Source organism: Geodermatophilus sp. SYSU D01180 (assembly GCF_054050415.1).
Genome location: NZ_JBJGZH010000015.1, coordinates 13,806 through 26,705, shown reverse-complemented (window position 1 = coordinate 26,705; position 12,900 = coordinate 13,806). Strand labels below are relative to the sequence as shown.

Annotated in this window: 9 protein-coding genes and 1 pseudogene; 4 read left to right on the top strand and 6 right to left on the bottom strand. The window is 75.2% G+C overall.

Going from position 1 to position 12,900, the window contains the following annotated elements; genetic code table 11:
* Nucleotides 1-110: 110 nt before the first annotated feature.
* From ACI8AA_RS14700 to ACI8AA_RS14680, 5 genes and pseudogenes are all read right to left on the bottom strand, one after another.
* A complete protein-coding gene (locus ACI8AA_RS14700) occupies nt 111-806 on the bottom strand; it encodes a hypothetical protein (RefSeq protein ID WP_457045143.1) in 696 nt (231 codons plus the stop codon).
* A 274-nt stretch (nt 807-1,080) separates the two neighbouring features.
* A complete protein-coding gene (locus ACI8AA_RS14695; RefSeq protein ID WP_457045223.1) occupies nt 1,081-3,186 on the bottom strand; it encodes a hypothetical protein in 2,106 nt (701 codons plus the stop codon).
* A 102-nt stretch (nt 3,187-3,288) separates the two neighbouring features.
* Nucleotides 3,289-3,357 (bottom strand): annotated as a pseudogene (locus ACI8AA_RS14690) (zinc-ribbon domain-containing protein); the annotation flags it as partial.
* Nucleotides 3,354-3,812, bottom strand: coding sequence for a hypothetical protein (locus ACI8AA_RS14685; protein WP_457045142.1), 459 nt, complete (start codon nt 3,810-3,812; stop codon nt 3,354-3,356). The gene ACI8AA_RS14685 and the pseudogene ACI8AA_RS14690, both read right to left, overlap by 4 nt.
* A gap of 5 nt (nt 3,813-3,817) precedes the next feature.
* On the bottom strand, nt 3,818-5,455 hold the full coding sequence (locus ACI8AA_RS14680) for a streptophobe family protein (RefSeq protein WP_457045141.1): 1,638 nt from the start codon (nt 5,453-5,455) through the stop codon (nt 3,818-3,820).
* A gap of 317 nt (nt 5,456-5,772) precedes the next feature.
* Here ACI8AA_RS14680 and ACI8AA_RS14675 point away from each other — a divergent pair, with 317 nt between their 5' ends.
* From ACI8AA_RS14675 to ACI8AA_RS14660, 4 genes are all read left to right on the top strand, one after another.
* Entirely contained in the window at nt 5,773-6,078 is a 306-nt protein-coding gene (locus ACI8AA_RS14675) for a WXG100 family type VII secretion target (protein ID WP_457045140.1), read from the top strand.
* 24 nt (nt 6,079-6,102) lie between these two features.
* Nucleotides 6,103-6,405: a type VII secretion target gene (locus ACI8AA_RS14670; protein WP_457045139.1), complete on the top strand. Its 303-nt coding sequence runs from the start codon at nt 6,103-6,105 to the stop codon at nt 6,403-6,405.
* Nucleotide 6,406: 1 nt separating this feature from the next.
* Nucleotides 6,407-8,029, top strand: a complete 1,623-nt coding sequence (locus ACI8AA_RS14665; RefSeq protein ID WP_457045138.1) for a hypothetical protein — start codon at nt 6,407-6,409, stop codon at nt 8,027-8,029.
* A 68-nt stretch (nt 8,030-8,097) separates the two neighbouring features.
* The gene (locus ACI8AA_RS14660) at nt 8,098-8,592 is read left to right on the top strand and encodes a hypothetical protein (protein ID WP_457045137.1); all 495 of its coding nucleotides are present in this window, start codon (nt 8,098-8,100) and stop codon (nt 8,590-8,592) included.
* A 57-nt stretch (nt 8,593-8,649) separates the two neighbouring features.
* Here ACI8AA_RS14660 and ACI8AA_RS14655 read toward each other — a convergent pair whose 3' ends face one another.
* Complete coding sequence (locus ACI8AA_RS14655) at nt 8,650-12,894, bottom strand: FtsK/SpoIIIE domain-containing protein (RefSeq protein WP_457045136.1); 4,245 nt, start codon at nt 12,892-12,894, stop codon at nt 8,650-8,652.
* Between the last annotated feature and the right edge of the window lie 6 nt (nt 12,895-12,900).

Genomic DNA, 12,900 nt, shown 5'->3' with positions numbered 1-12,900 from the left:
GACCGCCCCACGGAGGCGGTGTGGCCGGCGCGGCGGCCGGGGCGTCCGTACGCAACCAGGGTGCCGGAGCGGCGCCCCCTTCGGTTCGGTCGGCCATCGGTGTCCTCGTCTCAGTCGTGCGGCGGGCTCAGGGTCCGGGCCGCGCAGGTGTTGGCCAGCTGTTCAGGGGTCAGGGTCGGGAAGGCCCCGGCGCACCAGGTCTCGACCTCGTCGCTGCTGCTGAACCCCTCGTCGACGACCGTCACCCAGAACGGCCGGCCGTCGGTCCAGTGGGACCGCTTGCCGAAGTCGGTGCTGGCCAGCACGTACACCGCTGCGGGACCCGACGCCCGGAGGGTGGCGTCCCGGCTCTCGGCGAGGATGTCGCGCGCGTAGAAGGTGTGCGTCCCGTTGGCCGCCACCTGCAGCGGATCGGTGATGCCGACCGCCTTGCTGGCCACCTGCGCCACCCACCGGCCGTCGAGGGAGACCCGCCCCAGGGACTGCGCACGCAGTGCCTGCAGTTGGGCCAGGGCCTGGTCCTCGGTCAGGACGGCGGGCGCGCCCGACGCGGCGGACGCACTCGGGGTGGCGGAGGTGCTCGGGGTGGCGGAGGTGCTCGGCGCGACGCTCGTCGTCGCGGCGCTGGACGGGCGCGCCGGGACGGACGCCGCCGCGCTGCTGCCGGCCCCGTCCTCTTCTCCGCCGGCGGACGCCGAGGCCGGGGCTCCGTACGCCGCCGACGGCGTCGCCGGCGCGGTCTCCCCGCCGCGGGTCAGGTACCAGGTCGCCCCGGCCGCTCCCGCGACGAGGAGGACGCCGGCCACCGCAGCGACGACCCGGCGGGCCGGACCGCCGCCTGCGCCGTGCGGGACGGGACGTCCCACGGGTGCCGGGCCGGCGGGCGGGGGGCCCGGCGGCGGCGGGACGGGGAGGGTGGGGGGCGCCGGTGCGGAGGGTGCGGCGGCCGTGGGTGGTGGCGGGGTGTGCGTCGCCGCCACCACCCACGGCGCCGCCCGCTTCCGCGACGCCCCGTCCGCGACCTCGTTCGTCACTGCGTCGTCCCCTCCTCCGTGCCCGCCCGTGACCGGGACGTCGGCATCAGTACGCGCCGATCGTCACCTGGAAGGTGCCGACGCCGCCGTAGTAGCCGATGTCCCGCATGTCGAGCAGGTAGAGCCCCGGCTCGTCGGCGTACACCGTCGAGGTCTGGTCGGAGTAGTAGTACGGGGAGTCCTCGTCCACGTAGTCGTAGTCCGCCGTGTAGAGCTCGACGGACGGGACGGTCGTGCCCACCCCCTGGACGTCGATCTGCGCGGACTCGCCCTCCCGCAGGAGGACGTACTGCAACGCGGACCCCGTCTCGTCCTCCGACACGACCGCCGACCCGCCGATGGCGAGCGCAGCCGTGAGGGGCTCGATGCCGATCGGCTGGTCGGCCGGGACGGTCACGCGGTGGGCGCCGCTCTCCTCCGGGACGAAACCGGTCGCCCAGACCGTCTCGCCACCCGGCGTGGTGACCTCCACGCCGCTCCCGCCCTCCGTGCTGAACAGCAGCGGCTCCCCTGCGGTCGCCTGGAACTCGAGCACCCGCCAGCCGCACGCGTCCTCGCCGGTGGGCTCCACGACCGCCGGCAGCGTGACCTGCTCGACGGAGGACAGCACCGGGCGGAGGGTGAAGCCCTCGGGCTCGTCACCGGTGCCGACCACGACGACGCGGTGGACACCACCCTCCGTGGCCAGGCCTGCGCCCTCGCCGGCGGGCCGGCCTTCCGGGCCGTAGAGGGACGCGTAGGCGTCACCCTCGACGCAGGTCGAGACCACGCTCCCGGCCGGCACGTCGATCTCGTACAGCGCGGGCTGGTTCCAGGCCGCCGTGCCGTCGACCGTGGCGCCGTCCTCCAGCCGGCCGTCGACCCCGCCGAACTGCGGCACCCCGAGCACGGTCGCCACGGCATCGGCGTCCATGTCGGAGACGGCCTGACGGACGTCGGCGACCAGGGTCGCCAGCGGGCTGAGGTACCAGCGACCGTCGACCTCCTGGGTGAGGACGGTCAGCGCGTCGAGGCCTGCGGCGGTCTCCGGGGCCAGGCCCTCGTCGGCGAAGACCTCGTCCAGGCAGGCGCCGTCGGTGTCGCCGTCCTCGTTCCAGCTCACGCAGGTCCGGTCGAGCGTCCAGGACGTGTAGTCGCCGTCGTCGTCGTAGACGCCACCCGATGCCGAGCGCACGGTCACCGGCGTGTGGTCACCGACCTCCTCGCCGGCCACGGCGTCGACCGAGGTGATCTCCAGCTGGCCCTCGGACTGCAGTTCGGCCAGCGCGCCGTCACGGTGCAGGGCGGTCACGACGGCGTCGCGGTACTGGTACAGCGCGGCGGCCTCGTCGGGGCTGAGCAGGTCGAGCAGCCCGTCGACGTCGTAGGACGCAGCTGCCTGGGCGGCCTGCTGGACGGCCGCTTCCGCCGAGTCGGCTCCGGTGTCGGCGAGGTCGAGCTCCTGCGTGAAGTCGGGGGCGGGCAGCCCCTGGCTCGTACGCCAGGCCTCGAGCAGCGTGTAGGTGGGGCTCACGTACCAGTCGCCGTCGCGCTGCACGGTCATGATGCGCAGCGGGGCACCGTCAGTGGCCTCGGTCGTGACCTCGACCAGGTCGGCCGAACCCTCCGCACCCTCGCGCACGTCACCGTCGGCGTCGATGCGCAGCGCGCCCTGCATCTGGCCGGGATCGACGGTCCACGAGACCGTGCCGCCGGTGACCGTCACCGCGGCGACGTCCTCGCCGAGCTCCTCGACCTGCACCCGCACGTCGTCGAGTCGCAGGTCGAAGCCCGCGAGCGGGTCGGCCTCGGCAGCCACCCCGGTGCTGGTGGCCTTCGCCTCGACGTCCTCGTACAGCTCGACCAGCGGACCCACCTCACCCGGGGGCAGCAGGCTGAGTGCCGTGGCGGCGTCCTCCGCACTCGCGGCAGCCGAGAGCTCGAGGACGGCGGCCTCCGGGGAGTCCGCGCCGCCGGCACCGGTCAGCTGGTCGACGACGACGTAGCCGACGGCACCCAGTACACCGAGGGCCGCCACCCCACCGGCGCCGACCAGCAGGCCCCGGCGGCTCTTCCGCGGCGCGGCGGGCGAGGGACCGGCGGGCGAGGGACCGACGGGCGCGTGCCCGACCGGCGGCGGCAGGACCGCCGGCTGCCCTGCCGACGACGGCACGCCCGTCGCCTGCCCGGCCGGCGGCGGTGCGGGTACCTCGGCAGCCGCCGGCGACGCGGGGACGCCGACAGCGACCGGTACCGGGGCGGTGGCCGCCACGGGGGCACCGCAGCTCTCGCAGAAGCGGGCGCCGTCCCGGAGCCGGGTCCCGCACGCTGGGCAGAAGGTCATGACCGGAGTCCTTTCACTGCGGCGCCGTCGCGCCGCCTGAGCAGGTCAGGAGTGGGCCGGGCGGGGAGCGCCACGAGGGCGGCGCCTCCGGCCAGAGCGAGGATGGGGCCGGGCAGGACGACGTCCAGACCGACCACGTGCAGAGCGATCAGCACGGTGAGGACCACGAGTACGACCAGCACACCGGCGGTGTGCAGCGCCACCACTGCGCTCCGGCGGGGCAGCAGGACGCAGGCGAGGAGCGCCCCGGCCGACGCGAGCGGCACGGTGAACCAGACGCAGGCGAGCGCCGTCAGCAGCGGCCGATGCAGCGCCTCGCCCAGAGCGAGCGCGAGCGACGCCGTGCCCCAGCCACTGCGGCCGGCCGCGGCCGTGCTGCTCCAGGGCAGCACGGCCGCGGTCAGCACCGCCAGCGCCGACAGCGCGCAGCCCTTCTGGCGACGCACCACCGGCACCCCGGTCAGGCGACCGGCGGCTGCGCCGGCTGGGGTGCCGCGCCGAACCGGCGCCGCACCCCGAGCACGAAGCCGCTGGGCACCTTCGCGGCCACGACCGGGGCGAGCAGGCCGGTGACCAGGCCCCAGAGACCGAGCACGAAGGCGGCCATCAACGGGTTGAACGTCACCGAGGCGCCGCCCTCGACCGAGAACTCGCCCGCCTCGGTGTCGAAGGCGATGCGCAGCAGCAGGCCCGCCGCGAAGGCGACGACCGCCAGGGCGCCGGCGAAGCGGACACCCTCACGGCGGGCGTCCTCGACGGTGTTCTGCCGCACGGCCAGCGCGACGGCCACGAGGACCGTGGCGGCCAGCAGGACCACCGGCGCCAGCCAGGACCACGCACTGGCGTCGGTGAAGGTGAACAGGTCGACCTTCTGCGAGCCGCTGGGTGCGATCTCCCCCAGCGGACCGCCGGTCGCGCCGCCCTCGGCGTTCAGCGGCACACCGGCGGCCAGGAGCACGCTGGCGAGCGCACCGTTGCCGGCGGCGAGCACGGTGACCCCCAGGGTCAGCGCCGGCTCGTCCCCCTCGACGAGGGCGTAGACCAGGGCCACCAGCACGGCCAGCACGCCGACGACGAAGACCGCGAGGGCGCCGACGAGCGGAGCGCGCGCGGCGTCACGGATCACGCCGAACCGGCCGGACAGGACGGTCGCGCGAGAGAACAGCCACGTCAGGCCGAGCGTCGCGACCGCGAACAGCAGAGCACCGATCACCGTGCTGAGCACGCCGACGCCCACCCGGCCGAGGACACCGGTGACGTCGAAGAACTCGCCCTCGGCGTCGTACCGGGTGAACAGCGCCAGCGGCAGGAAGCAGGCGGTGAACACCAGGGCAGTGCGCACGCCCTGGAGGAGAGCGTCGGACGAGGTCGCACCGGCGCCGCGCCGCAACTGACGGACGGACTGCCAGGCGAGGACGCCGAGGCCCGCGAAGGTGACGGTCAGCGGCAGCAGACCGGCCGACGCCGACGTCGTGAACGAGTCGACACCGGACTCGGTGAACGCGTCACCGCCCACGGCGAGGCAGACCGCGGCGAAGACCAGCGCGACCGTCTCCCGGAACCCGACACCGCCCCCGGTGGCCAGCAGGACACCGACGAGCGAGACGGCGAGCATCGCGGCCACCCCGAGTCCACCCGCACGCGCGGCACCTCCCCAGTCCCCGGTGAGCAGGGCGTCGACGAGGTTGCGACGGGGGGCCGCGGGCTGCTGGGGCGCCCCGGCGGGCGGCGTCCCCCACGGGACGGAGGGGTGCTGGGGCGCACCGGTGGCCTGCGCCCCCCATGGAGCGGCAGCCGGCTGGGACGGCGCGCCGGTGGCCTGCGCCCCCCATGGAGCGGCAGCCGGCTGGGACGGCGCGCCGGTGGCCTGCGCTCCCCACGGCGCGGCCGGGAACTGCTGCGGCGCACCGGGAGCCGTCGGAGTCCACGCACCGGCGACCGGCTGCTGCTGGGTCGAGTGGGCGGGCGGCACCGGAGCCGGCTGGGCCACCGGCGGAGCGGCAGGGGCCCATCCCGTCCCCGCCTGAGCAGGCTGCTGCTCCACCGGGGGCGCGGCCACGGCTCCACCACACGAGGCGCAGAAGCTCGCCCCGGGCATCCGTTGCGCACCGCAGTGACTGCAGTAGGTCCCCGTCATCCGTCGTCCTCCTGGAAGTCCCCGCGCACCGTTCGTCCGGTGCGGCAGGCTGGTATCGCACGAGTTCTCGGCAACGACCGGCCGGACTTGAGCGCAGGCCGGTCACCTCGCCCGACGGAGCGAGATGGGCCGCGTCCCGGGCCGGGGACGCCCCTGCCGGCGACACCGGACGGGACCGCAACTCATCCGCAGGGGTACTCGACCTGGTGGCTACTCGCTGCCACCATCTGACCGCCGAGCGCAACGGGCCTCGGCTGTCACAGGGGAGAACCGTCACCATGACCCGTTCCGCGGGGAGCTTCACCTACGACCCGGCGACGCTGGGCACCGCCAGCCGCGACCTCGCCTCGGGGGCCGCCTCGGTGGACGCCGAGCTCAGCTCCCTGAGCGCCCGCATCGAGCCGCTCCAGCAGGCGTTCGTCGGCGCCGCCGGCCAGGGCTTCCAGCAGCTGTGGGTCGAGTGGCACGACTCCGCCAAGCGGCTCAAGGCCAGCCTCGAGGGCCTCAGCCAGCTGCTCAACCAGGCCGCGAACAACGCCGCGGACATGGAGTCGGCCAACGCCCGGCTCATGCAGGGCTCCTGACCTCCTGACGGAGATCTCCCACCCGTGTCCGACAAGTTCACCGTCGACCCCGTCGTCCTACAGGGCCTCGCCCGCGGCCTGACCGATCTCGCCGAGAAGCTGTCCGAGGTCCGGACGGTCACGCAGGGCGTGCGGACGCACGACTTCGGCAGTCCCCGGTTGGCCGACGCCGCGCACTCGTTCGTGGAGAACTGGCAGTGGCAGGCGGACCAGCTGCGTGCTCGCCTGGAGAGCACGGGCAAGCGCCTGACCGAGGCCGCCGGCAACTACCAGCAGGTCGAGGACGCGCAGCGGCAGGCGCAGGGCCAGGCCGCAGGAGGCTGCTGACATGGGATGGGAGCTGGTCGGGGGCCATCCCGCCCCCGGCTCACCCGACGCCGTCCGCTCGGCGGCCTCCGCCATGGCGCAGGTCGCCGAGCTGGCGGGCGATGCGCGCCACGTGTTCAGCCAGAGTGCTGGCCGGCTGGACCCGTCGGTGTGGCGTGGCTCGGCCGCAGACGCGTTCCGCGCCGACATCGACGACCTCCCCGACCGGCTGCGGGAGGTCTCCGACTCGCACCGGAAGGCGGCCGCCGCGCTGCGCCGGTTCGGCGACGAGCTCGAGGACCTGCGGTTCGAGGCGGACGGTGTCCTGCGCCAGGCCGATCAGGCGGACGCCGACCGGCGGCAGGCCCGGCAGCGGCGTGACGCCGCGGAGAACGAGCTCGAGTCACTGCGCGGCCGCAAGCGCGGCGCCAGCCGGGACTTGACCGCCCTGCAGTCCCAGCGCGCCTGTGCGGTCGACCCGGCGCAGGCCGCGGCGATGCAGCAACCGCTCACGTCGGCCCAGTCCCGGCTCAACCGGCTCTCGGCCGACGTCCGCGCTGCCGAGGACACCGTCCGGCGGCACGAGCGGGCCATCGAGGACGCCGAGGAGCGACTGCGACGGGCCGTCCGCCGGGCTCAGGACATCGCCGGGCGCGTGGCCGGTGCCGTCGGCAACGCTGTCCGCGACCTGCAGGCGGCGGAGCAGGCCGCCCACCTCCCCGGCTGGTGGGAGCGGCAGTGGACCGACGCGAACGTCTGGCTCGACGAGAACGCCGAAAGGTGGATCCGCCGCCTCGAGGGCATCCAGTCGGTGCTCTCCTTCGCCGCGATGGTCTTCCCGCCGTTCGCGCCCGCCTTCACCGTCGCCGCCCTCGCCCTCGGGGGGGCCGCCTTCGTCCTGAGCGTGGCCAAGGTCGCTGCATCCGACGAGGGCTTCAGCGGCGCAAACGTCCTCGACCTTGGGGTGAAGTTCATCGGCCTCGCCGCCGGCGCCACGGCCGCCGGCGCCGCCCGGAACCTCGGCTCCGCCGCCAAGCTCGCGGCCGCTGGTGACGACACTCTCGCTGCCGCCAGGATCGCCTCGGCCAACAGGCTTACCAAGGTCGGAGAATGGCTCGGTGGTGCCGAGGACTTCGGCAAGGTCGGGCACGGCTTCGTGGAGGGCGGCGTGGCCGGTGGGGCGACAGCCGTGGGCGCCTACGTGGTCGGCAAGGGCGTCACCTACGGCGGCTCACGGTTGCTACGCGAGGGATTGGACGAGCTCAACGAGACCCGGGTTGCCGGGCCGCTGAAGAACATCAGCCGGAGCTTGGCAGGACGCAACCCCGACGGCACGAACACCACCGTGAGCCTCTCCGACCTGCCCAACGTCCAGGGCCTCCAGAGCCTCCTCGGGACAGGTCGGGTCCACCCCGGCAACTCCCTGCCCGGCCTGACACCGGGCGTGCCACGCGACGACATCAACCGCGCCATGAGCGATCAGGCGTTGGACCAGTTCACCCGTGAGGCGATCGAGGCCCCGGCCAAGTGGGCCAGCGAGCAGGGCGTCAAGCTCGGGGTCGGGGCGGCGGTGGACCTGCTGGACGGTCCCGACGGTCCCGAGCTGGAGATCGAGCTCCCGGCATCGAGCAGGAGTAACCCGTGAGCAGCCTCCAGATTACGTTCCCCCGCCCCTGGGCCGTAGTGTCCTCAACCGGCCGTGAGCAGGCGGAGTTGCTCGGCTCCGGCGTAGCGGTCGACCTCGGCCCCGAGGGCCGCGCGGCCGCGCAGGCGTACCTGGACGCGCTCCTGCCGCTGCTGCACAGCGGCGGGGTAGACAGCTTCGCCTCGCTCGTCGTGCAGATCCCGGAGGTCGGGCACACCGTGCAGGCCTTCTGTGCCGTCGGGGTCCTGGGCCGCGACCGGACCGTCGACGGCGAGGCCGAGGTGCGCGTGCTCGCCGAGACGGGGCTGCACCCGGGTCTGGAGCGCGAGACCACGCCGGTCGACCTCCCGGTCGGCCGAGGTCTCCGCTCGGCCGCCTTCCGGCACGCCACCGAGCTGATCGACAGCGAGGGCGTCGCGCCGTACGCGGCCGAGGTCCGGTACGTCGTCCCCCTGGACGCCGAGCGGGTCGCCGTCCTGCACTTCGAGACGCTCTCGCTCGTCTACCTCGACGAGCTCACCGAGATGTTCGACGCCATCGCCGGGACGGCGCGGGTCGCCTGACGCGTGCTCGTGCTCTGCCCACGGGAGTGGGCAGAGCACGAGCGTCAGCAGAGGACCTCAGCCCGCCCAGGGCACCTGCACGATCTCCCGGCCGCCGCGCACGCTGAGGTACGCCCGCCCTGGCCCGGCGGTGAACGCGTCGTCCACCCGCACCGTGGTGCCCACCAGGTCGCCGTCGCCGGTGTGCGGCGAGAACAGCAGCCCGCTGGTCCCGGTGCGCAGCTTGGCCTTCCAGCCCAGGTAGCCGGTCAGCGACGCCGGGTCGCCGGCGACCACCAGCCGCACCGCGGGCGAGGCCAGCGCCGCCGACATCAGCGGCGAGTCGTCGGGCACCCGACCGGCGTCGTCGACGAGCACGACGGCGCCCTCCACCAGCTCCACCGCTGCCCGGGGGTCCACGACCTGCACCTCGGGGAACCGAACCGGGTCCGACGTGGCCACGAGCACGGGGACGCCCTTCGCGGTCAGCTGGCGGGCGAGGAGGACGAGCGCCGCCGTCCGGCCCTTCCCCGCGGGGCCGGCCACCACGAACGGGCCCTCCAGCCGGTCCAGGTCGACCACGCGGCCGCCGAGCTGGTCACCGCCGACGCCGACGAGCACCTCCCGCGAGCCGGCCGCCGTCCCGCCGGGCAGCGCCCCCGCGTCCGCCCAGGTGATCAGCCCCGGTAGGTCGTCGAGCCGGAACGGCACGTGGTGGACGGCGGGCGCCGCGGTGGCGGCGATCTCGGCCAGCGCCGCGTTCTGCGCCTCCGTGCCGCCGTCCTCGCCGAGGAGCGCGATCTGGACGGCGTTCCCTGTACCGGGCCGGTGCGCACGGCCGGGTGGGATCTCCGCCGGCAGCTCCCGCACGGGGACGGCAAAGCCGGCCATGTCGTCGCGCTGGTCGAAGCGGAGCACCAGCACCTGCTCCAGCGCGCCGATCAGCCGCGACTGGTTGACCGCCTTGCCGCCGGCGACCACCAACTGGATGCCCAGCGCCGGTCCCTCGTCGGCCAGCCGTACCAGTGCCACCCGCAGACCCTCCGCGGGACCGGAGAAGTTCTGCACCAGCTGGTCCCAGCCGTCGACGAGCACGACGACGTGCGGCGGTGCCGAGGGGTCGGTGCGGCGCAACTCGGTGACCGTGGACGCTCCGCGCGCCGAGAGCAGCGCCGCGCGCTCGTCGGCCAGCTGCCCGAGGCGGGCCACCAGCCGCTCGGTGCGGTGCCGCTCGTTGCGGGTGGCGACGACGCCGCAGTGCGGCAGCCCAGCCAGTGGCCGCAGCACCGAGGCGGCGGTCTGGTCGATGACGTAGAGGTGTACCTCGTCGGCGGTGTGCCGGCTCGCCAGGGCGGCCGCCAACGTGCGCAGCGCCGTCGACCGGCCGCTGCCCCGGCTGCCCACCACCGCCAGGTTGCCGCCGCCCAGCCGCAGGCCGACCCCGATCTGCTTCTGCTCGGCCGGCCTGTCCTCGATGCCGACCAGCCCCGTGCCCCAGGGCACCTGCCCGGCACCGCCGACCAGCTGGCGCAGCAGCACGGTCTCCCCCAGCGGTGGGCGCCACGGGCGTCGGGCGCGCGGTGCGCCGGACTGCTCGGCAGCGGTCTGCAGCAGCCGGACGACCTCCGACAGCTCGGTCGCCGACGTGTCCTCCTCCGCGCGGTGCGCCGGGCGGGCCGGCATCCCGCAGGCCGTCCAGCCCTGCTGCCGCACCACCGGGGCAGGGACCTCGTCGGCCGACGTCGTCCGCACCGGGCCGCTGACGTAGGCCGACTGCAGCACCTGCGGCTGGCCGTCACCGCTCACCAGGGCCGCTCGGCCCTTCACGCGGTTCGGGAAGGCCGCCGCCACCGCCGACCCCACCAGGTCCTGGCTGGTGCCGGGGTCGAGCACGCGCAGGCAGATGCGCAGGTTGGCGTTGTCGCGGATCTGCGCGGTGACCACCCCCGCGGGTCGCTGGGTGGCCAGCACCAGGTGCACGCCCAGGGAGCGGCCCACGCGGGCGACGTTGACCAGGCCGTCGACGAAGTCGGGCTGGGCCTCCTTCAGCTCGGCGAACTCGTCGACGACGATCACCAGGCGGCTGACCGCCGGCAGCTCCGGCCGCAGCGCCCGTGCCGCCCGGTACGCCCGCATGTCCTCGGCGTTGCCGGCCGCCTTGAACCAGCCCTTGCGCAGGTCCAGCTCGGCGCGCAGCGAGTCCAGGAGCCGGTCGGCCAGGTGCCCACCGATGGTCAGGTCGTCGGCGTACCCGACGACGTGCGGCAGGTCGGCGAGCTTGCCGAAGGCGCCACCGCCCTTGAAGTCGATGAGGAACAAGCCCAGGTCCTGGGGCGGCGCCGACAGCGCGAGTCCGGTGAGCAGGGTCCGCAGCAGCTCGCTCTTGCCCGACCCGGAGGTCCCGGCCACCAGCGCGTGCGGGCCGTCGTGCACCAGGTCGACGGTGACCGGACGTCCCGACTCGTCCACGCCGAGCACCGCCTGGCACTCCGCACCCGCCGACCACCGGGCGAGCACCTCGGGCACGCCGGCACCGTCGAGGCGGTACAGGTCGGAGAAGCGCACCGAGTCCGGCAACGCCGCCGCGCCGGAGCCGCCCAGCGGCACCAGCGGGGCCATCGCCCGGGCGCTGCGCTCGGCGGTGGCCACCGCCACGAGGTCGGGGACGATCCCCGTCAGCGGAGCCGCGCCCCTGCTCTCCAGCACGGCCACGGACGACCCGGAGCCCTGCGGGTCGATGACCAGGCGCGCGGTCGCCTCTGCGGGCAGCCGGGCCGCCACGGCGTCCACGGCGAGCACCCGGATGCCCACGGCCGGCCCCTCGCGCAGCACGCGGACCACCGACGGGAGGGTGCGCAGGGCGCCGGCGCCGTCCAGGACGACCAGCACCTCAGGGAGCAGCAGCTGCGGTCCGTAGCCGAAGGAGGTCAGCTCCGCCCGCTGCCCGATGAGCGTGGTCAGCTCCTCGAGCCGCCGGTTGAGCGCGTCCCTGCCCGGGGACACGGCGTGGACGTCGACGTCGAGACCGCGGACGTGCGGCACCCAGCGCAGCCAGGACCAGCCGTCGTCCGTGCCCTCCGCCGAGAGGTGGACGACGACCAGCTCGTCGGGGCTGCGGGAGGTCACCAGCTGGTGGACCAGCGCCCGTGCCGCGCCGCGGGCGGACGCGAGCGGCCCGGCGATGCCGGACACCGGGTGTGCCCGCAGGTCCACCGTCGCCGGCGTCGCGGTCAGCACCGGGACGGCGACGTCGTCCTCGGTGCCCTGGAACGTCACCCGCGCCGGCCGGTCGTGCGTACCGACCCGGACCAGCATCGCCTGCTCGTCGTGCCCGTCGACCGACCACAGGTCCGACGTGGGCCCGAGGGCGGCGAGCGCACCGGTCGCGGGGTCGGTCGTCGCCCGCCAGGACCGCTCGGCTTCCTCGGCGACCGCGGCGGCGATGCGCTCGTCGGCGCGGGCTCGGGCGGCCTCGTACTCACGGCGCTTGCGGGCGGCCTCACGGCGGGTGCCGCGCTGGGCGAGCAGCGTGCCGCCGATGAAGACCAGCGGCGCGACCAGACCCAGCAGGGCGTACACGTAGTTGCGCAGCAACAGCGCCGAGGCGACGCCGACGCCGAGCATCGCGACGCTGCTCGCGATCTGCAGACCGATGCCCGTGCGGACGGGATCGCCGGGCGGACGCGGGACGGCGATCCTGGCCGTCTGCTCCGGGGCCCGGTAGCGGACGACCCGGTTGAACATCGCGTCCCCGTCCGGGGACACGTCGACGGAACCGTCCGGCCGGACCGGTGCCAGCACGGCGACGACCGACTCGCCGAGCAGGAACCGCTCACCGGGCTGCACCCGGGCCTTCTCCCCCACCGGCAGCCGGCGACCGGCGACGACGGTGCCGTTGCTGGACCCGAGGTCGGCCACCTCGACGGTGCCGTCGTCGCGGAGGTCGAGCGCGGCGTGCCGGGTGGAGACGGTGGGGTCGCCCAGGACGACGTCCGCCGGCGCTCCGCGGCCGACCACCACGGACCCGGTGGCCAGCGGGTGCAGCGTGCCGGCGTCGACGCCGCCGAGCACCGCGAGCGCGGGCCCGTCGAGCGGCCAGCCTCCGTCGGCCCCGGGCTCGCCCACCGTGAGATCGGCGCCGCTGCGCACCGGGCTCCGGCCGACCGGGCAGGCCAGGTCGACCCGACTGCGCCCGGCGTGGACGACGTCGCCCGGGTCCAGGTAGTCGCCGAGGACCTCGCCCAGCGGGCTCGCGGGGCCGGCCTCGACCACGAGGTCCCGGCGGCGGCCCCGCCGGCTGGTCAGGGTCAGCTCGAGTCGCACGGGTAC